The 19,229-nt window shown below is 73.2% G+C and carries 15 protein-coding genes; 5 read left to right on the top strand and 10 right to left on the bottom strand.

Annotated elements, in window-relative coordinates:
• Window positions 1-105: 105 nt before the first annotated feature.
• From rhaS to AB0J86_RS04530, 4 genes are read right to left on the bottom strand one after another with little or no spacing between them, the layout of a single operon-like run.
• On the bottom strand, window positions 106-1,185 hold the full coding sequence (rhaS, locus tag AB0J86_RS04545; RefSeq protein ID WP_363852460.1) for a rhamnose ABC transporter substrate-binding protein: 1,080 nt from the start codon (window positions 1,183-1,185) through the stop codon (window positions 106-108).
• 35 nt (window positions 1,186-1,220) lie between these two features.
• Window positions 1,221-2,270: an ABC transporter permease gene (locus tag AB0J86_RS04540; protein ID WP_363852457.1), complete on the bottom strand. Its 1,050-nt coding sequence runs from the start codon at window positions 2,268-2,270 to the stop codon at window positions 1,221-1,223.
• A complete protein-coding gene (locus AB0J86_RS04535) occupies window positions 2,260-3,321 on the bottom strand; it encodes an ABC transporter permease (RefSeq protein ID WP_363852454.1) in 1,062 nt (353 codons plus the stop codon). The genes AB0J86_RS04540 and AB0J86_RS04535 overlap by 11 nt, the downstream gene beginning before the upstream one ends.
• Window positions 3,318-4,841, bottom strand: a complete 1,524-nt coding sequence (locus AB0J86_RS04530) for a sugar ABC transporter ATP-binding protein (RefSeq protein ID WP_363852452.1) — start codon at window positions 4,839-4,841, stop codon at window positions 3,318-3,320. The genes AB0J86_RS04535 and AB0J86_RS04530 overlap by 4 nt, the downstream gene beginning before the upstream one ends.
• Before the next feature lie 229 nt (window positions 4,842-5,070).
• On the opposite strand from AB0J86_RS04530, the gene AB0J86_RS04525 reads away from it, so the two are divergent.
• Window positions 5,071-6,471, top strand: a complete 1,401-nt coding sequence (locus AB0J86_RS04525; protein WP_363852449.1) for an MFS transporter — start codon at window positions 5,071-5,073, stop codon at window positions 6,469-6,471.
• A 32-nt stretch (window positions 6,472-6,503) separates the two neighbouring features.
• Here the strand turns inward: AB0J86_RS04525 and soxR are convergent, their stop codons facing one another.
• Window positions 6,504-7,004: a redox-sensitive transcriptional activator SoxR gene (gene soxR / locus AB0J86_RS04520; RefSeq protein ID WP_363852446.1), complete on the bottom strand. Its 501-nt coding sequence runs from the start codon at window positions 7,002-7,004 to the stop codon at window positions 6,504-6,506.
• A gap of 70 nt (window positions 7,005-7,074) precedes the next feature.
• On the opposite strand from soxR, the gene AB0J86_RS04515 reads away from it, so the two are divergent.
• The gene (locus tag AB0J86_RS04515) at window positions 7,075-7,668 is read left to right on the top strand and encodes an NAD(P)H-dependent oxidoreductase (RefSeq protein WP_363852444.1); all 594 of its coding nucleotides are present in this window, start codon (window positions 7,075-7,077) and stop codon (window positions 7,666-7,668) included.
• A 14-nt stretch (window positions 7,669-7,682) separates the two neighbouring features.
• Here AB0J86_RS04515 and AB0J86_RS04510 read toward each other — a convergent pair whose 3' ends face one another.
• Window positions 7,683-8,765 (bottom strand): Gfo/Idh/MocA family oxidoreductase, encoded by a 1,083-nt coding sequence (locus AB0J86_RS04510; protein WP_363852441.1) that lies wholly within the window; start codon window positions 8,763-8,765, stop codon window positions 7,683-7,685.
• Between the two features lie 120 nt (window positions 8,766-8,885).
• On the opposite strand from AB0J86_RS04510, the gene AB0J86_RS04505 reads away from it, so the two are divergent.
• Window positions 8,886-10,202 (top strand): extracellular solute-binding protein, encoded by a 1,317-nt coding sequence (locus AB0J86_RS04505; RefSeq protein ID WP_363852438.1) that lies wholly within the window; start codon window positions 8,886-8,888, stop codon window positions 10,200-10,202.
• Window positions 10,199-10,477, top strand: coding sequence for a DUF6807 family protein (locus AB0J86_RS04500; RefSeq protein ID WP_363852434.1), 279 nt, complete (start codon window positions 10,199-10,201; stop codon window positions 10,475-10,477). The genes AB0J86_RS04505 and AB0J86_RS04500 overlap by 4 nt, the downstream gene beginning before the upstream one ends.
• Window positions 10,478-10,506: 29 nt before the next feature.
• Here AB0J86_RS04500 and AB0J86_RS04495 read toward each other — a convergent pair whose 3' ends face one another.
• The 3 genes from AB0J86_RS04495 to AB0J86_RS04485 form a co-directional block, all read right to left on the bottom strand.
• On the bottom strand, window positions 10,507-11,847 hold the full coding sequence (locus AB0J86_RS04495) for an SGNH/GDSL hydrolase family protein (protein ID WP_363852432.1): 1,341 nt from the start codon (window positions 11,845-11,847) through the stop codon (window positions 10,507-10,509).
• Window positions 11,847-14,258, bottom strand: coding sequence for a glycoside hydrolase N-terminal domain-containing protein (locus AB0J86_RS04490; protein WP_363852430.1), 2,412 nt, complete (start codon window positions 14,256-14,258; stop codon window positions 11,847-11,849). The genes AB0J86_RS04495 and AB0J86_RS04490 overlap by 1 nt, the downstream gene beginning before the upstream one ends.
• Window positions 14,259-14,407: 149 nt before the next feature.
• Window positions 14,408-16,279 (bottom strand): carbohydrate-binding protein, encoded by a 1,872-nt coding sequence (locus tag AB0J86_RS04485; protein ID WP_363852427.1) that lies wholly within the window; start codon window positions 16,277-16,279, stop codon window positions 14,408-14,410.
• 303 nt (window positions 16,280-16,582) lie between these two features.
• On the opposite strand from AB0J86_RS04485, the gene AB0J86_RS04480 reads away from it, so the two are divergent.
• Window positions 16,583-17,419 carry a peptidoglycan-binding domain-containing protein gene (locus tag AB0J86_RS04480; RefSeq protein WP_363852424.1) on the top strand — a complete coding sequence of 279 codons (837 nt, stop codon included), beginning with the start codon at window positions 16,583-16,585 and terminating at the stop codon, window positions 17,417-17,419.
• 36 nt (window positions 17,420-17,455) lie between these two features.
• Here the strand turns inward: AB0J86_RS04480 and AB0J86_RS04475 are convergent, their stop codons facing one another.
• Window positions 17,456-19,135 carry a helix-turn-helix domain-containing protein gene (locus tag AB0J86_RS04475; RefSeq protein WP_363852421.1) on the bottom strand — a complete coding sequence of 560 codons (1,680 nt, stop codon included), beginning with the start codon at window positions 19,133-19,135 and terminating at the stop codon, window positions 17,456-17,458.
• Window positions 19,136-19,229: the final 94 nt, after the last annotated feature.

The following is a 19,229-nucleotide window of genomic DNA, read 5'->3' as shown; positions in this document are numbered from 1 at the left end:
GGCCCGGGTGGCACCCGAAACGTGCGCGCCCGACCGGTGCCGGCACCTGGGGAGCGTGCCCGCCCGGCCGGTGCCGGTGCGCCGCCGACACCGGCCGGGCGGCGGTCAGAACTGGAACTGGTCGATGTTGGTCTTGTCGAAGACGGTGGGCGGGCCGAGCACGACCGTCCCGTCCTTGCCGACGGTGAACTCGCCGAGCTTGCCGGCCTTGAACTTCTCGCCCTCGGCGCCGCTGATCTGGCCCGAGGCGAGCGCCGCGCCGGCGTACGCGGCGAGGTAGCCGAGGTCGGCCGGGTTCCACAGGGCGAACGCGTCGACCGTGCCGTCCTTGACGTACTCGCGCATCTGGTTCGGGGTGCCCAGCCCGGTCAGCTTGACCCTGCCCTTGTACTGCGAGCCGCTGAGGTAGCGGGCCGCCGCCGCGACCCCGACCGTGGTCGGCGAGACGATGCCCTTCAGGTCCGGGTACGCCTGGAGCAGCCCCTGGGTCTCCTGGAAGGACTTCTGGTCGTCGTCGTTGCCGTACGCCACCGTGACCAGCTTGATCCGGGCGTACTCGGGCTTCTTCAGCTCCTCCTTCATCAGCCCGATCCAGGTGTTCTGGTTGGTGGCGTTCGCGGTCGCGGAGAGGATGGCGATCTCGCCGGCGCCGCCGATCTGCCCGGCGATGAGCTTGACCTGGTTCTCGGCGATGCCCTGGGCGGTGACCTGGTTGACGAAGACCTGCCGGCACTCGGGCTTCGTGTCCGAGTCGAAGGTGACGATCTTCGCGCCGGCGGCCTTCGCCTGGGTCAGCGCGCCGCAGATGGCGTTCGGGTCGTTCGCCGAGGTGACGATGACGTCCATGCCCTGCTGGGAGAGGGTGTTGATGTAGCTGACCTGGGAGGAGGCGCTGGCCTCGGACGGGCCGACCTCCTTGAACTCGCCCCTGACCTCGGTGACCGCGTCCTTGCCGCCGTTGTCGGCGGTGGTGAAGTACGGGTTGTTCACCTGCTTGGGCAAGAAGGCGATCTTCAGGCCCGACCGGAGCGGGGCGTCCGGGTCGGCGGCGCCGCCGACCGGCGCGCCGCCGCCGCTGTCGCCGGAGTTCTCCCGGGTGGTGCCGCCGCACGCGGCGGCGGCGAGGACGAGGCTGGCCAGGGTCAGGGCGGTGGCTCCGAGGCGGAGTCGGCTGGAAGTTGACATCGGTGTCCTTCCGGGGGTGTGGTGTGCGGTTCCGGTCACCCGTCGGTGAGCCCCGCGTGCCGCCGCCGGCGGCGCAGCCGGGCGCGGACCTCCGTGACCGCGTTGGGCAGGACCACGGAGGCGACGAGCAGGGTGCCCGTGACGATGGTCGACGCGTTGGCGTCGACGTCGGCGAGCTGTAGCGCGTTGCGCAGGACCCCGAGGAGCAGCACGCCGGCGACCACGCCGAGCAGTCCGCCCCGCCCGCCGAAGATGGAGACGCCGCCGAGCAGCACGGCGGTCACCACGGTCAGTTCCAGCCCGGTCGCGTTGTCCCCCCGGGCGCTGGCGTAGCGCAGGGTCCAGAAGACGCCGGCCAGCCCGCAGACGGCCCCGGAGGCGACGAAGAGCCAGAACCTGGTCCGGGCCACCGGCACCCCGGCGAAGCCGGCCGCCTCGGCGTTGTTGCCGATCGCGTAGAGGGCCCGCCCGACCGGCGTGGCGTGCAGGACGACGCCGAAGACCAGCGCCAGCGCAAGGACCGGCACGGCCGCCACGGGGATCGGCGTACCGGGCAGCGTCCGTACCACGGCGGCGGTCCAGCCGGCCGGGAAGTCGGCCACGGCCCGGTCGCCGAGCACCACGAAGGAGAGTCCCCGGTAGAGGGCGAGGGTACCGATGGTCACCGCCAGCGAGGGCAGGCCGAAGCCGGTGACGAACAGGCCGTTGACCGCGCCGAGCCCGGCGCCCAGCAGCACGACCAGCACGCAGATCAGCTCCAGCGACAGGCCGCTGGAGAGCCAGAGCTGCCCCATCAGGGTGCTGCCGAGGCCGACCATGCTGGCCACCGAGAGGTCGATCTCCCCGGTGATGACGATCAACGTCATGGGCAGCGCCAGCAGGGCCAGCGGCACCAGGTCGAGCAGGAGGAACTGCACGTTGCGGCCGGTGGCGAAGTTCGGTACCGACAGGCTGGCCAGCAGCGCCGCCACCGCCAGCCCGGCCAGGACCGCGGCGTCCCAGCCGCCGAGCGCGCCCCGTGACCCGGCGCCGGGGTCCGCGCCCGCAGTTGCGGCGGACGGGGGTGCGGCGGTGTCACGTGCCATGGGAGCTCCTCCCTCGCAGCCGGGCCGCCTTCCGCAGGAACAGCACCCGGTCCAGGCCGATCGCGGCGAGGATGAGCGCGCCGACCACGGCCTGCTGCCAGAACGGGTCGATCCGCAGGACGGCCAGCGAGCTGCCGATCGTGGTGAGCAGGACGGCGCCGAGCGCCGCGCCGTAGACGCTGCCGCTGCCGCCGAAGATCGCCACGCCGCCGACCACCGCGGCGGCGACGACCTGCAGCTCCAGGCCGGTACCGGCGGCCGCGTCCAGCGTGCCGAAGCGGGCGGCGTAGAGCACGCCGGCGAGGCCGGCGAGCGCGCCGCTGGCGACGAAGACGGCGAGGACCCGCCGGCCGACCGGTATGCCGGCCAGCCGGGCGGCGCTCGGCTCGGAGCCGATCGCGTACAGCTCCCGGCCGCTGCGGTACGAGCGCAGGTAGAAGCCGGTGGCGGCGACCACGGCCAGGGCGACCAGGAAGAGCAGGGGGACACCCAGCACGGTCTGGTTGCCCAGGCGCAGGAAGGAGCGGGGCATGTCGGCGGCGTTGATCTGCCGGCCGGCGGCCCAGTAGTAGTCGACGCCGCGGAAGCCGTAGAGCGTACCGAGGGTGATGACCAGCGCCGGGACCCGGGCGAGCGCGATCAGGCCGCCGTTGACCAGGCCGCAGACCGCGCCGAGCGCGACACCGGCGACGAGCGCGACCGGCCAGGGCGTGCCGGGTGCGGCGAGGAAGAGCGAACCGGTGGCGAAGGCGACCAGCCCCAGGACCGACCCGACCGAGAGGTCGACGTTGCGGGTGACGATGACCAGGGTCTGGCCGACCGCCAGGATCACCAGGATCGCGCAGCCCAGGAGCAGGTCCTTGACGCTCTGACTGCCGAGGAAGCGGTCGTTGCGCAGCGTGGTGACGCCGACCAGCGCACCGAGGGCGAGCAGCAGGCCCAGCTCGCGGACGGCGAGCAGGCGTTCGGCGAGGCTCCGGCGGCGGGGCGCGGCGGCGGCCGGCGGAGCGTCGGCGCCGCGCCGCGGGGCGCCCGTGTCGGTGACGCTCATACCGTCGCCCCCCGACCCGTCGCGGCGAACATCACGGCGGTCTCGTCGGCCTCGGCCCGGGACAGTTCGCGGACCAGGCGGCCCTCGTGCATGACCAGGACCCGGTCGGCCATGCCGAGCACCTCCGGCAGCTCACTGCTGATCATCAGTACGGCGAGCCCGCCGCCGGCCAGTTCGGCGAGCAGCCGGTGCACCTCGGCCTTGGTGCCGATGTCGATGCCGCGCGTCGGCTCGTCGACGATCAGGACCCGTGGCCGGGTGGCGAGCCACTTGGCGAGGACGACCTTCTGCTGGTTGCCGCCGGAGAGGGTGGCCACCGGGGCGGCGAGCCGGGCGGCCTTGACCCGCAGCCGGTCGGTCCAGCGGCGGGCCTCGGCCCGCTCCGCGCCGCCGAGGAGCAGGCCCAGCCGACTCAGGGCCCGGCGACGGACCAGGGTGGCGTTGCGCTCCACCGACAACTCCATGACCAGGCCCTGCTGGCGGCGGTCCTCGGGGACGAGCGCCAGGCCGGCGGCGATCGCCCGGCGCGGGTTGCCCGGCGGCAGGGGCCGCCCCGCGACGCGTACCTCGCCGGCGTCGTAGCGGTCCACGCCGAAGACCGCGCGGGCCACCTCGCTGCGCCCGGCCCCGACCAGCCCGGCGAGGGCGACGACCTCGCCGGCCCGTACGGCGAACGAGACGTCGGAGAAGACGCCGGCGCGGGCCAGTCCGCGCACCTCCAGCAGGGTCTCGCCCGCCGTGGCGGTCCGCTTCGGATAGCGCGAGTCGACGTCCCGCCCGACCATCCGGCGTACCACCTCGTCGACGGTGAGGTCGGCCGTCCGATCGGTGGAGACCCAGGCGCCGTCGCGCAGCACGGTCAGCCGGTGGCACAGCGCGAAGACCTCGTCGAAGCGGTGCGAGATGAACAGCACCGCCGCGCCGCGCTCGCAGAGCGACCGGACCACCCCGAAGAGCCGTTCCGCCTCGACGCCGGAGAGCGCGGCGGTCGGTTCGTCCATGACCAGGATCTGGGCGTCGAACGACAGCGCCTTGGCGATCTCGACGAGCTGCTGGTCGGCGATGGAGAGCCCGCGGGCGGGACGGTCGGGGTCGATCCGTACGCCCAGGCGCTCGAAGAGCCGCTCGGCCGCGTCGCGCATCGCCCGGGTGTCGATGCGACGAAGGCCGCGCAGTGGTTGCCGGCCCATGAAGATGTTCTCCGCGACCGACAGGTCCGGAAAGAGCGTCGGCTCCTGGTGGATGACGGCGATCCCGGCGGCCCGGGCGTCGGCGGGGCCGCGCGGCAGCAGCGGCCTCCCGTCGAGGGTCATCCGGCCGGAGTCGGGAAGGTGCGCGCCGGCGAGGATCTTGACGAGGGTGGACTTGCCCGCGCCGTTCTCGCCGACCAGGGCGTGCGCCTCGCCGGGGTGCAGCTCCAGGCGTACGCCGCGCAGCGCCGCGATGGCACCGAACGACTTCCTGATCTGGTCGAGCACGAGTACCGGGGGCGGGTTCGTCGGGCGTACGTCGAGGCTCATCCGACCCCCTATGAATCGTTTCACTGGCCTGAGACGCTAGGGGTTTCCATTCACGGACGTCAAGAGCGACGGTCGCCGTACCGCCGGGCGCCCGGCCGAGCCTGGCGTGGGCGGGCCGCTTCGTCGTCTCCTCGGTCGCGGCTTGACCTCAACAATTGTTCGGGTTGAAGACTGGGGCGGTCAGGGCCGGAGGGGTAGGTGCCGACCAGGTCGGTGCGGAGGAGGGACCGTGCGGAGGAATCGCTGGATCGCGCTCGCGGCCGTCCTGCTGTCGAGCGTCTCGCTGCCGGTCACGCTGACCGGCGCGTCGGTCGCACTGCCGGACATCACCACCGACCTCAAGGCGAACCTCGCCGCCGTGCAGTGGGTGGTGACCGGCTACAACGCCACCTTCGCCAGCTTCATGCTGGCCTGCGGATCGCTCGCGGACCTGTTCGGGCGCCGCCGGGTGTACGCCTGCGGCGTGGCCTCCTTCGCGGTGACCGGGCTGCTCAGCGCGGCGGCAACCAACATCGTGCTGCTCGACGTGCTGCGGGCGCTCGCCGGGGTCGGCGGCGCCGCCGCTGCCGCGAGCGGAGCGGCCCTGCTGGCGGCCTCGTTCGAGGGTCCGGCCCGGGCGCGGGTCTTCGGGCTCTTCGGCACGGCGCTCGGCGCCGGTCTCGCCTTCGGCCCGACGGTCGCCGGCGTACTGGTCGACGCGTTCGGCTGGCGCGCCGCGTTCGGCGTGCCGGCCGGGGTGGCGGTGGTGGTGCTGAGCCTCGTGCCGGCGTTGCCGGAATCGCGTGAGTCCGGCCGCCCTCAGGTGGACTGGGCGGGTACGGTGACGTTCAGCCTCGCCCTGCTGTTGCTGATCTTCGCGTTCGTCCAGGGGCCCGCGTTGGGCTGGACCAGCCCGATCGTGGCCGGCGCGTTCGTCGCCTCGCCCCTGCTACTGCTGGTCTTCACCGTGGTCGAACGGCGTCAGCCCCGCCCCATGTTCGACCTGACGCTGCTCGCCAGCCGGCGCTTCGTCGGATTCTCGGCCGCCGCGGCGATCGTCGTCTGCGTCCTGATCCCGCTGCTGATCTACCTGCCGGCGTACTTCACCAACGTGCTCGGCATGAGCGCCGGCCAAGCCGGGGCGACGCTGCTGTTGCTCACCGGGCCGACCCTCGTCCTGCCGCTGCTGAGCGGGGTGCTCGCCAGGTGGGCGCCGCCGGCGGCGATCGTGGTCACCTCGGTGGTGCTGGTCGGGCTCGGCGCCGCCTGGCTCACCGTGATCGAACCGGGCATCACCCGGTTCGGTCTGGCCGGACCACTGCTCACCATTGGCGCGGGGATGGGCATCTCCACCGGGCTCATCGACGGGCTGGCGATCGGCAGCGTAGACGCCCGCCGGGCGGGAACGGCGGCGGGGATGTTCAACACCGCCCGGCTCGCGAGCGAGACGGTGGTGATCGCGATCTTTGGTGCGGTGCTGGCGAGCCTGACCGGCGGGCGGTTCTTCGATCCTGGTCTCACCGAGGGGCTGCGGATCATGCTCTGGGCGATGGCCGTGCTGGCGCTGCTCACCGTCCTGCTCCTCGCCCTGCTGCTGCAGAAGCGCCGGGAGCCGGAGACCGCCGCCGCGGAGCCGACGACCGTGCCGTGACCGACCGCGGGGCGACGCGACCGCGAGGCCGCCTAGGACCGGCCGCGCGGGGTGGCGACGAGGCGCTGCGGCCCCGGCCCGCGCGTGCCGAGCACGTCGTCGGGGTTGGCCAGCACGCAGCGGTCGATGGAGAGGCAGCCACAGCCCACGCAGTCGGCGAACTCGTCGCGGATCTGGTGCAGCAGCCGGATCCGTTCGTCGAGTTCCTCCTGCCACCGCCGGCCGAGGCGCTCCCAGTCCTCGCGGGTCGGTGGACGGCCGGCGGGCAGTTCGGCCAGCGCCTCGGCCACCTGTGCCAGGGGAATGCCGACCCGCTGGGCGATCCTGATCAACGCCACCCTGCGCAGCGTGTCCCGCCGGTACCGCCGCTGGTTGCCCAGGGTCCGGGTGCTGGAGATGAGCTTCTGCCGCTCGTAGAAGTGCAGTGCCGAGACGCTCACCCCGCTGCGCGCGGCGAGTTGTCCGACCGTCAACTCCGACTCCTCCGGGCCCAACCCGCCCATGCTCACCCGCCCGTGCCGATCCGCCTCCATTGACCTCAACAATTGTTCAGGTCGTAGCGTGGCCTCGCAAACGCGTTCGTGTTCCCAAGGAGGATTCGTCGTGGTGGAGGGCCAATACCGACTGGCCGTCATCGTGGGCAGCGTCCGGGAAGGACGGTTCTGTCCCAGAGTCGCGGACTGGTTCATCGGCCGGGCCCGGCAGCGCGCCGACCTGGTGCTCGACGTCGTCGACCTCGCCGACACGCCGCTGCCTCCGCGCGGACAGGCGACGCCGGTCAGCGGGGGCCGGTACGAGTCCGCCGCCGTGCGGGGGTTCGCGGAACGGATCGGGGCCGCCGACGCGTTTGTTGTGATCACTCCCGAGTACAACCATGGATATCCCGGGCCGCTCAAGATAGCGATCGACTCGGTCAATCCGGAATGGCACGCGAAGCCGGTCGGCTTCGTCTCGTACGGCGGGATCTCCGGCGGCCTGCGGGCGGTGGAGCAGCTGCGTATCGTCTTCGCCGAGCTGCACACCGTCACCATCCGCGAAACCGTCAGTTTCCACCTGGCACACTCGCGGTTCGACGCGGACGGCAATCCGCTCGACCTGGAGGTGGTGAACGGCGCCGCCAAGACCCTGCTCGACCAGCTCGGCTGGTGGGCGTCGACGCTGCGGGCCGGTCGGGCCGCGCGCCCCTACGGCGGTTGACCGGCCCGGCCCGGTCAACCCTTGGATCCGGTCCGCGCCGGGCCGGACCAGTCCTCGGTGGACGTGGTCACCGTACGGTCGGTGTCGGCGGCCTCCTCGATGGCGAGCGCGACCAGGTGGTCCTGCGCCCCCTCGGCCAGCGGATACGGCGGCGGCCCCGCCCCGCGTACCCAGGCCGCCGTCGCCTGCAGCAGCGTGGCCGTCGCGATCTCGTCGTCGTTCCAGCGGTGCTGCGGGTACGGGTTGCGGTAGAGCACCTCGGTGCCGAGGCTGATGGTCTCGGTGTGGAAGCCGTTGAGGTCGAGGTCGTGGCCGATCTGCCGGCGTACCAGCGGCGAGCGCAGGACCGTGCGCGGCGCGGGCAGGTGCGTGATCTCGTCGTCGCGCAGCTCGCCGTGGCTGCCCCGGACCAGGATGCGCCGGAACCGAAGCTGGTTGCGGGTCTGGTTGTCGGTGAAGTCGTAGAGCCCGGACCGGCCGCCGCCGAAGTCGAGGGTGGCGATCGTCGTGCTGGCCGGCCTCGGTACCGGGTCGTCCGTCCAGCCAGCGCGGTTCAGCGGGTCGACCAGCGGTGCGACGGTACGGGTGGCGCGGACGGTGGCCGGGGCGTGGCCGGCGTCCAGCAGCCCCCGGATGAGCGAGACCGCGTGGTACAGCTGGGTCGAGGAGACCTGCACCTGGGTGGGCGTACCGATGATCCCGGAGCGGACCGCGGCCAGGCGCGCCGCGTGCGCGGGGAGCAGCAGGTACTGCTCGGCGACCTGCACCAGGCCGGCGGCGCCGACCGCCGACCAGAGCCGGCGCAGCCCGGCCAGGTCGGGCGCGGGCGGGGTCTCGCTCAGTACCGGCACGCCGTGCGCCACCGCCTCGACGAGGATCTCCGCGTTGGCGCTGGCCGGCAGCGCGGTCACCAGGAAGTCGGGCCGGGCCGAGGCGAGGCAGTCGGCGAGCGAGGCGAACCGCGGCAGCGGCAGCTCCCGCGGCGTACGGACCACGGCTCCGACGCAGGTCACGTCGGGCAGCTCCGCGGCGAGGCGCCAGATCGTGCGGGCCCGGAACCCGAACCCGACGAACGCGAACGACGTCCTGCTCGTCATCCGGCCCACCATAGGGGGCGCCCGGCCGCGCCTTGACGCGGGCCCGACGATCCATAGAGACTGCGGAATACGCTTTCCCGGCCGCGGTCGGCTGGCGTGAGCTCGCCGGAAGGAGTTCCGATGCGCCCCCAACTCGTCCGCTGTACCGCGAGGTCGCTCGTCCTGGCCCTGTCGGTCGCGTTCGCCCTCACCAGCACCGCCTGCGGCGGCAGCGGCCCCGGCGCCGACCAGGAACTGTCCGACAAGCCCGTGACCCTGCGCTTCACCTGGTGGGGATCGGACGCCCGGCACCGGCGTACCCAGCAGGTGATCGACCTGTTCCACCGGGCGCATCCGAACATCACCGTCGAGGGCGAGTTCAAGGAGTGGAACGGCTACTGGGACAGCCTCGCGACCACGGTGGCGGCGAACGACGCGCCCGACGTCATCCAGATGGACGAGCTGTACCTGGCCTCGTACGGGGAGCGGGGCGCCCTGCTCGACCTCGGCACGGCCACCAGGTACCTGCACACGGGCGACTTCGACCGCAACGCCCTGGACACCGGCGTCGTCGGCGGCAAGCAGTACGCGCTCCCCACCGGCCTGGCCACCTACGCGTTCGTGGCCAACACCGACCTGCTCCAGCGGTACGGTGCGACGCTCCCCGACGACGCCACCTGGAGCTGGGACGACCTCAAGGCCGTCGGCGCCCAGGTCTCGAAGGCCAGCGGCGGCAAGGTCAGTGGCGTGCAGTCGTGGGGCTTCGACAGCGGCGGCCTCAACGTCTGGGCCCGGCAGGCGGGCGCCTCGCTCTACGACGAGAAGGGCAACGTCGCCATCCCGCCGGAGGTCCTCGCCGACTTCTGGCGGTACCTGCGCGACCTCGCCACCACCGGCGTGGCCCCCGCGCCGTCGGTGACCATCGAGCGGGCCAGCGCCGGGCTGGCGCAGTCCGGTACCGCCACGAACGCCTCGGCCCTCGGCACCTGGTGGAACACCCAGCTGCCCTCCCTCGCGGCGGCCAGCGGCAACCACCTCAGGCTGCTGAGGCTGCCGGGAGAGGCGCAGGCCAAGTCGCCCGGCGCCTACTACAAGCCGTCGATGTACTGGTCGATCTCCGCCCGGAGCAAGCACCCCGCGGAGGCGGCGCTCTTCGTCGACTTCCTCGCCAACAGCCAGGAGGCGGCCGACATCATGCTGACCGACCGTGGCGTACCGGCGAACAAGAAGATCCGTACCGCGCTCACGCCGAAGCTCACCGACGCCGACCGGGCGGCGGCCGAGTTCCTCGACAGCGTCACCGTCGGCGCCGCGCCCCGGGTGACGCCGAACGGCGCGAGCGGGATCGAGGGAATCCTCAAGCGCTACACCGAGCAGGTGCTCTTCGGGCGGACCGCGCCCGAGAAGGCGGCGACGGCGTTCATCGCCGAGCTGCAGGCCGAGATCGACGCCGCGTGAGCGGGCGCGAGATGAACCCCGTGCTGCGGGTGGAGCACCTCCTCGGCCGCTCGGTCGTGGTCTCGGCCGGTGCGGTACCACTGCTCACCTACACGTACCGGCCGGACACCTCCCAGCTGGACTCGCCGAAGCCGTACCTGCATCCGGTCCGTACCCCTGGCCGGCGACCATGGCGACGACGGGACGGCCGCGCTGGCGGACCGGGGCCGGTCGGCGCTGGCCCGGTCGGGCCCGCCGCGCTCCGCCGGTGGGGCGGTGGCGTGAGCGCGGCGTGACCGTTCCGGACGGGAGCGGAGCCGGCCGACTACCCGGTCGCCGACCCGCCGGAACCGGCGGTGCTCCGGGCACCGGCGAGCCGGTCGCAGCGCAGTACGGCGAGGTCGACCGCGTCGGCCATCGCCTGCATCCCCTTGTCGTTCGGGTGCAGGTGGTCCCCGCCGTCGAAGAACGGCAGCAGCGCCTGCGGGTCGTACGGGCTGCGGGTGACCGCGTCGAAGTCCACCACGGCGTCGAACGCCCCGCCGTGCCGGATCCAGTCGTTGACGCCCTGACGGACCGCCTCGCCGGCGGCGTCGTACTCGTACCAGCCCTTGTACGGCATGACCGTCGCGCCGACCACGCACCTGCCGGCCGCGTGCGCCCGGTCGACGATCTGCCGGTAGCCGGCGACCAGGTCGTCCACCGTGACGCCGGTGTGCGCCTTGATGTCGTTGATGCCCTCCAGCAGGAAGACGGTGCCGACCCCGGGCTGGGAGAGCACGTCGCGCTCCAGCCGGTGCAGCGCGGCCTGGCCGGCGCCGTCGGCGAGCACCTGGTTGCCGGAGATGCCCTCGTTGGCCACGCCCCGCACGGTGTTGCCGGAGGCGGCCTGGAGCCGCCGGGACAGGTAGTCGGGCCAGCGGCGGTTGGCGTCCGAGGTGGAGGCCCAGCCGTCGGTGATGGAGTCGCCCAGGAACGCGACCGCGCTGATCGTGGTGGGCGTCTCCACGCTGACGGAGTCCAGCCAGTACCAGGAGCCGATCGGGTCGGTCCAGTTGGTCGCCGCCTCCTCCGCGGCGTGGTCGCCCGCGGCCGCGTACGAGGTCTGCATCGCCATGCCGTGACCGGTGGTCGGTCCCTCGGCCCCGGTGACGTGGAGGCTGATCACGAGGTTGCTCTGGGCGGCCAGCCTGCCAGGGAGCGCGTCGCTGACGACGGTCTGACCCGTCGGGACGGTGACCGACGGCTGCCCGCCGAAGGTCAGCGGCCGGTTGCTCCCGGGCACCAGCGCCGCGCCCCGCTGTTGCAGACCGGCGTAGGCGCTGGCGAAGGTCACCGGGTGCTCGCCGAAGGCGTTGCTCAGGCGGACGCGCAGGTCGGTACCGCCGACGCTGGTGCGTACCACCAGCCGGTAGCTGCGCTCGGCGGGCCCGGCGCCCTGCCGGTCGGCGCTGGCGGCCCAGCTGACGACGGGATGCCGGTCCCGGCCGGCGGCCGGGACCACGGCCCGGGCCGGCTCCGGGGCTGGCGGTCGGGCCTGGGCCGTGGTCGCGCCGGCCAGGGGTACGCACGCGGCCGTGACCAGCGCGGAGACGGCCGCCACCGGGCGGCTCGGCCGGCCGGAGCGTTCCCGCCGCCCGCTCGGGTCCGCCGCGTCGGCCCGCATCAGAGGTTCCTCAGCGTGACGGACCGGCCGGGGGAGAGGTCGACCCGCCGGGAGGTGCCGCCCGCGACGACGGTGGTACCGCGACCGCCGACGCTGGTGAGCCTGAGCTGGGTGACCCGGCCGTCCTTCCAGCTGACGTCGGCGACGAAGCCGCCCCGGACGCCCACGCCGGAGACCGAGCCGGCGGCGGCCCAGGCGGCGGGGAGCGCGGGCAGCAGCTCGACGTGGCCCGGACGGGAGTAGACCAGCATCTCGATGATCGCCGCGGGGGTGCCGAGGTTCGCGTCGATCTGGAAGATGCCCCGACCCGGGTTGGTCTCGTAGATGTCGAAGAGGTTCATCGCGGTGCCGTTGCCGCCGTTCGTCGACGGCCGCAGGTTGTTGACCACCAACTGGTACGCCCTCTCGGCGTCCTTGAGCCGGGCCCAGCAGAGGCTGCGCCAGGCGTTGGCCCAGCCGAAGCTGTTCATCCCGCGCGCGGTCAGCAGCGCCTTCGCGCCGGCCACGATCTCGTCCGGGGTGGAGCCGTCCGGTCGGATCCGGTCGCCGGGGAAGAGACCGACCAGCGGGGAGAGGTGCCGGTGGGTGGTCTCGCCGAGGTTGTCGGGCGACATCCACTCCTCCAGCCAGCCGGTCGTGGGGCTGACCACGGGCAGGTAGAGGCGCTCCTGGAGCCGCTCGACGGCCTCGGCGTGCCCGGCGTCGCGGCCGAGCACCCGGGCGGCGCCGCGGTAGTTGTCGAAGAGGTTCCAGACCAGCTCCTGCGCGTACGTGATGCCCTTGGCGTCGAGCGGGCCGTGCTCGGGCGACCAGTCGCTGTCGGCGATCAGGACCTCGCGCGGGGCCCCGGCCGGGTCCGTGACGGTCGTGGTGACCAGGCGGGCCTCCCAGAACTCCACGGCGCCCCGGAGCAGCGGGTAGATCTTCTCCAGGTAGGCGCGGTCCTGGCGGTACTCGTAGTGCTCGTAGAGGTTCTGGCAGAGCCAGGCGTTGCCGGCCGGGTGCCACCACCAGCCGCCCCCGCCGTACGGGTTGGTGGAGATGGCCACCGTCCAGCCGGCGATCCGGCCGGTCGAGTTGCGGTACCGGTTGGTCGGGCTGTTGAACAGCCGCCGGGTGGTCTCCGTCCAGGCGGGCAGCTGCGCGAGGCAGTAGTCGGCGTAGGCGTCGAAGCACTCGGAGAGGCCGGCGCGGTCGGCCGGCCAGTAGTTCATCTGGATGTTGATGTCGGTGTGGTAGTCGGCCATCCAGTCCGGGTCGTTGCCGTCCAACCAGGGCCCCTGCAGGCCGATCGGCAGGCTGCCCCGGGATCCGGAGATCATCAGGTAGCGGCCGAACTGGAGGTACGCGGCCTCCAGCTCCGGATCCGGGACGTTGTCCCGGTGCCGCGCCTGGAGCCGTTCCCAGGTGTCCAGTTCGCGCTGCGCGGCGGAGGAGGTGCCAAGGTCGATCTTCAGCCGCTCGTACGCCGGGCGGAAGTCGGCGACGTGGGTGTAGAGCAGGTCACGCGGGGACTCGCGGGCCGCGGCGAGCACCTTGGTCCGGGCGAGCCGCTCGGGGTCCACCGACGGGTCGCGGAAGCCGGCCGCCGCGTCGGGCGCATAGTCGGTGCCGCCGCTGACGACGACCGTCAGGTCGCGGCAACCGGTGAAGGAGATCGACGAGCCGTCGACCGCGACCCTGCCGCTGCCGCTGTACGCGGTGACGGCGGCGCCGTACCTCAGCCCGTTCGCGAAGGCCGCGCCGAACGAGGCGTAGCGGCCCGCGCGGTCGACGGTGGTCGACTCGCCGTGGGTGCCGGCCAGCGAGACGGTACCGGTGTAGCTGCCCCGCCCCGCCTGGGTGAAGTGCAGGACGATGACGTCGTCGGGGCGGCTCGCGAAGATCTGCCGCCGGTAGCTGACGCCGCCGACGTCGTACGCGGTGGTCACCAGGCCCTGGGCCAGGTCCAGGGTGCGGCGGTAGTTGTCGACGGCGCCGAGGTCGTGGCCGGGGATGTCGACGGTGAGCCGGGCCAGCAGGGTCAGCGAGCCGAAGTCGTCCCGGCCGTACGGGAACTGGCCGTCGGCCTGGAGCGCGTCGTTGAAGCCCCCGGTCCAGAGCGTCGCGTCTGTGATCATCAGGAGTTCGCTGGCCGGGTCGTTGCTGGCGAGCGCGCCGAGGCGCCCGTTCCCGACCGGCAACCCCTGTTCGACCATCGAGTTGGGCGAGCCGGGGGTCTGCCACCAGAGCTGGTTCTTCGCGGCGTCGGCGGCCGGGAGCAGGGGCGACTCGGTCGGGCGGCGGGGCGCCGCCGAGGCGGCGAAGGCCGGGCCGCCCAGGGCGGTGACCGCGCCGGAGGCGGCGGCGAGCGCGAGGAAGCGTCTGCGGCTCGGGCGGCTGTCGTGGGGTTCGGTGTTCCGGATGTCCACGTCGGGCACTCCAGGGTGGGCGGGGGAGAGAGGCAGGGGCCGCGGGTCGGCCGGGCGGGCGGTGGTCCGCGCGAGTGGTGCGCGGCCCGGCGTGGGGCCGCCGCGTCGGGTGTGCGGGGCCCGGCGACCGGCCGGGCCCCGCGTGGGCGTCAGAGGGTCCGCGGTACGTCGATCTTGTCGATGTCGGGGGCGTACCAGTCGCCGCTGTCGAAGGTGATGGTGTTGGCGCCCGCCCTCAGGGCCAGCTGGACGCTGACGGTCTCGGCCGTGCCCCAGTCACCGGTGGACGGGAACTTCAGGTTGGTGCCGTTGCCGTTGTTGGAGTAGACCGTCACCGAGCGCGCGTCGCCGCTGACGTAGGCGACGTTCACGGTGTAGATGCCGTCCTTGGCCACGGTGACGTCGTTGAACCGCAGCGTGCCGCCGAGGTAGAGGTTGCCGACCTTGCCACCGCCGGAGCAGGCGTCGCAGCCCGCGACGGAGGCGTTGCCGCCCAGGGTGTTGGCCGGGGACTCGGCCTCGTAGGCCGTGGTGACCAGGGCGGGGCCGCCCGGCGTGACCGTGAACAGCCGCGAGCCGTGCGCGGGCAGCGCCTCGGTGATCTTGTTCTTGTACGTGCCGAGGTTCTTCCGGTTCCACAGGTCGCGCACGGAGGCGTTGCCGGTGAAGCCGAGGGACGCCCACTGGGCGGTGACGGAGGCCGGCGCGTCGCCGAGGTTGAACAGCGCCACGGTGTAGCCGCCGTCCGGGTTCTTCGCGGCCCAGACCTGCTGCTCGCCCGACGGGGTGACCGGCCGGGCGGGCGCGCCGCCGTTCTGGTCGACCGCGATCACCTCGCGGTTGGTCAGCAGCGACAGGCCGTAGTCGTCGAGGCGGGTGAGGTCGTCGCCGGTGTAGAGCGGCGACTTCGCGATCGCCCAGAGGGTCATGTAGGTCTGCCGCTCGGCCTTGGTGAGGCCGTCCATCGCGCCGTTGCCCACGTCCAGGGAGTCGAGGTCGTTCCAGCCGCCGGGGCCGGCCTTGCGGCTCCAGGCCGGCGCGTCGTCGAACCGGTCGTCGACCGAGTTCTCCCAGCTGACCAGGGTGTTGCAGTAGCACTCGACGTCGGTGTCGATCCGCCAGCCGTTGGAGTACCGCTGCCAGTCGGCCGCGTGGTTGATGTCGAGCGACCAGGAGAGTTCGAGGTGGATCGGGCGGCCGGTGGCGGCGATCGCGTCGCGCCAGGCGGCGACGTCGGCGACGTTGTTGTAGTTGTCGCCGGACTTGAACGAGCCTGGGCCGACGCCGTCGAGCTTGAGGAAGTCGTACCCCCAGTCGGCGAAGAGCCGCGCCTGCGAGTCGACGTACCGGTGCGCGCAGGGGTTGTCGAAGTTCAGCTTGTAGGCGCTGTCCCAGCCGTTGGTGGTACGCAGGTCCGGGTAGACGATGTCGGCGGTGGTGCAGCCGGGGGCGTTCCAGATCGGGGAGGCGCCGTTGTTGTACGCCTCCTTCTCCAGGCCGACGGGGAGGTAGATGCCGGCCTTCAGGCCCTTGGCGTGGATGTGGTCGGCGACGGCCTTCATGCCCCGGGGGAACCGGACCGGGTCGGGCGTCTGGCGGGCGTACTGGTCGAACTCCGGCTTCCAGGTGTTGTCGCGCCACCAGCCGGCGTCGATGTTGACGTACTCGTAGCCGTACGGCTTGAGTCGGGCGGCCAAGGCGTCGGCCTGCTTGAGCACGTTCGCCTCGGTGAGGTAGCTGTAGTCGCCGTCCGGGTTGAGGCCCGGGTACTTGGACGACTGCATGCTCCAGCTGCTCCAGCCCAGGTACGGGCGGGCGGCGGGACCGGCGGTCGACGCGCTTTCGACGGCCGTCGCGCCGGCCGGCACCCGGTCCGGTTCCGGGCTCGCCTGGGCGGCCTGCGCCGCCACGGCGCCCGCGCCGAGGGCCACGGTCAGCGCCGCGGCCAGGACCGGGACGCGGCGACGGTACCCGGGCCGGCCGCCGCCGGGCTGTTGGCTGGTTCTCGTCGGTGACTGCATCGTCAACCTTCCTGCTGGCGGTGGGTGGTGACGGTCGTGGTGCGGCCGGCCGAGGGCCGGGTCGACGCCGAGGGGGTCGGGTACGACCGCCATCGCTGCCGGCGCCCCGGCGAGCGGACCCGCGCCGACGCTCGGGGAAACATGGCCGAAATCCTAGGTCAATAATTAACTTCTTCAAGTATTGATTTCGCTCCGCCGGCCGCCTTACAGTCGGCGGCGCCCACGCGTCATGAAGCTTTTTGCCAGTTGGCATCGATATATGGAAGGATCTCTCCAGATTGCCCACCCAACCATGGAGGATCCGTGCTCACCAGGAGACGTTTGCTGGTCAGCGCCGCCGCGGCGGCCGTACCGCTGGCCGTCGCGGGGTCGGCCGCCCGGGCGGCCGAGGCCGCGCTGCCCGAACTCAACATGGAGGCGCTCATCAAGGCCGCGCAGATCGACCCGCGCCGGCCGGACCAGGCGATCACCGACGGCGCCCTGGACAGCGTGCTGCTCGTCGAGCGCGCCCTGCAGGCCAAGGGGTTCCTCTCGGCCAGCTACGTCGACGGGCACTTCGGCACCAGCACCATCTCGGCCTACGCCGCGTACCAGCGCTCGCTGGGCTACTCCGGGCTCGACGCCTCCGGCCTGCCCGGGCCGACGTCGCTGCGGCTGCTGGGTGAGGGGCGGTACACCGTCACGATGCCGATCGCGATCGGCAGCCGGCTCACCTTCCGCGGCGTGCAGGTCAACACCCGCACGCGGGACATGCTGCTGGAGGCCGAGCGGCTGCTCGGCCGGCAGCTGAGCATCACGCAGGGTTCGTACAACACCGGCAACCCGGCCTCCGCCGGTACCCACGACGGCGGCGGCGTGCTGGACCTCTCGGTCACCAACATCTCCACCGCCGACCGCACCACCATCGTTCGGCAACTGCGCACCGTCGGCTTCGCGGCCTGGCTGCGTACGCCGTCCCAGGGGGACTGGCCCTACCACATCCACGCCGTGGCGCTGGGCGACACGGACCAGTCCGCCGCCGCGCAGCACCAGTCCGGCGACTACTACCTGGGCCTCAACGGGCTGGCCAACAAGGCCCCCGACGACGGTCCGGTCGTCACCCCGAAGCGGACCTGGGAGGAGTACCGCCGCGGGGTCTGACCCGGGCGGCGGCGGGAAGCGGCCCGGCCGGACGGGTCAGGTCTCCCGCCGGGGGACCCGTTGACCGGGCGGCGACAGCACCCGCAACTGGAGCATCGCGGCGAAGCGGGCGTCCGGATCGGCCAGGTCGATCCCGCCGACCTCGGCGAGGCGGCGCAACCGGTACCGGAACGTGTTGGGGTGCACGTAGACCGTGGCGGCGGCCACGATGACGTCACCGAACGCGTCGAGCCACGCGCGCAACGTCTCCACCAGGTTGGCGTTGTGTCGCTCGTCGTACGCCCGCAGCCGCGCGACCGGCCCGGTCGGCCGGTCGCCGCGGGCCGCCACGAGGTCCCGCAGCTCCAGCACCAGCGCCTCGACGTGCACGTCGGCGAGCCGGGCGACCCGCCGACCGCGTCCGCTGCCGGTCCGCAGGACCCGCAGCGCGCGGTCGGCGTTGCTCCGCGCCTCCTGCAGCTCGGCCGGGTCGTGGGCGACCGGACCGACGCCGATCACCGCCCGCACCCGGTCGCCGACCCGGTCCAGGAACTCGGTGGCGATGCGCACCGCGCGCTCCTCGCCGTCGTCGTCGCGCGCCACCGGCAGCAGCCCGTACGCGACATCGCCGACGAGCGCCGCCACGCAGCGGGGATGTACGGCGCTGAGGTGCATGGCGAGTCCGTCGGCGAGGCGCTGGCGTTCGGTGACCAGGTTGACGTCGGCGGCCAGCGAGCGTCCGCCCCCGGCGGGGTCGGGCACCGCGAGCGCCAGCACGCTGACCGGCTGGTCGGCCAGCCCCAGCCGGTTGAGCGCCTCGCGCGCGCCGACACCGCCCTCCATCGCGGTACCCAGCAGGTCGGCCCGGAGCCGGCGCCCGACGTCCGCCCCGGCGCGGATGCGCAGCAGGTGCAGCGCCACGAGGCGGGCCGCGTCGCCGAGGGCCTGTTCGCGCTCGGCGCTGAGCGGCTCCCGTACCGCCGCCCAGATCGAGCCGAGTACCTCGTCGCCCGCGCGCACCGCCACCGCGACCCGCGGCACCGAGAAGTCCTCCAGGCCGGTGCCGTCCGGCTCCACGTAGACCGGGCGGTCGCTGCGGTACAGGTCGCGGAAGACGCCCCGGTCGGCCAGCAGCCGGGAGTAGCGCTCCGGCACCTGGCGGCCCAGGATCGTCTCCACCCGGGACGCGTCGGCCTCGTCCTGCCGCCCGGAGAAGGCGAGCACCCGGGAGCTGCGGTCCTCGATGGTGACGGGCGCGTCGAGCAGCGCGGCGATCGCGTTCGCGACCGCGAAGAGGTCGCCGCTGGGCATCCCGCCGATCGTCTGCGGGCCCGGCTCGCCGATGTCGCCCTCGGCCAGCAGGCCGCGCAGCATCGCGGCGAGCTGCGCCCAGGACGCGCCGCGGGTCAGCCCGAGCAGGGCCACGCCCGACTCCCGCGCCGCGGCCGCCAGTTCCGGGCCGACGGCGACCGGGGCCCGCAGCACCAGCCCGGCCGCGCCGTGCCGGCCGAGGGCACGCAGGACCTCGGCGACCTCGGCCGGCTCCCGCAGCCCGACGCCGAGCACCAGCGCGTCCCGGGGCAGCACGGGTTCGTCGAGCGGGTCGTGGATGGCGACGCCGCCGATCTCCCCGCCCCGGCCCGGATCGCCGTGGATCAGCTCCAGCAGGGTCGCGCCGAGGTCGTCCAGGATCCGGCCGAGACTGGCCTGGGGTCGAAGGTTCGCCGAACCGAACACGTCTCGACCATAGGAGCCGCCGGGGACCGTCGGGTTCGTCCCGGGGTACGAAACCGGTTCGCCGATTGGTGCCGGCGGACCGAACCGGGGCCAT

Source organism: Micromonospora sp. NPDC049559, assembly GCF_040676675.1.
GTDB lineage: Bacteria > Actinomycetota > Actinomycetes > Mycobacteriales > Micromonosporaceae > JBFAPK01.
Note: the sequence above shows the minus strand (reverse complement) of the source record. Positions and strands in the feature narration are given on the sequence as shown.

Coding starts and splice junctions, on each gene's coding strand:
- AB0J86_RS04510 (WP_363852441.1), bottom strand. CDS start 8,765: ATGACGAGCAGGACGTCGTTCGCGTTCGTCGGGTTCGGGTTCCGGGCC.
- rhaS (WP_363852460.1), bottom strand. CDS start 1,185: ATGTCAACTTCCAGCCGACTCCGCCTCGGAGCCACCGCCCTGACCCTG.
- AB0J86_RS04505 (WP_363852438.1), top strand. CDS start 8,886: ATGCGCCCCCAACTCGTCCGCTGTACCGCGAGGTCGCTCGTCCTGGCC.
- AB0J86_RS04540 (WP_363852457.1), bottom strand. CDS start 2,270: ATGGCACGTGACACCGCCGCACCCCCGTCCGCCGCAACTGCGGGCGCG.
- AB0J86_RS04530 (WP_363852452.1), bottom strand. CDS start 4,841: ATGAGCCTCGACGTACGCCCGACGAACCCGCCCCCGGTACTCGTGCTC.
- soxR (WP_363852446.1), bottom strand. CDS start 7,004: ATGGAGGCGGATCGGCACGGGCGGGTGAGCATGGGCGGGTTGGGCCCG.
- AB0J86_RS04535 (WP_363852454.1), bottom strand. CDS start 3,321: ATGAGCGTCACCGACACGGGCGCCCCGCGGCGCGGCGCCGACGCTCCG.
- AB0J86_RS04485 (WP_363852427.1), bottom strand. CDS start 16,279: ATGCAGTCACCGACGAGAACCAGCCAACAGCCCGGCGGCGGCCGGCCC.
- AB0J86_RS04495 (WP_363852432.1), bottom strand. CDS start 11,847: ATGCGGGCCGACGCGGCGGACCCGAGCGGGCGGCGGGAACGCTCCGGC.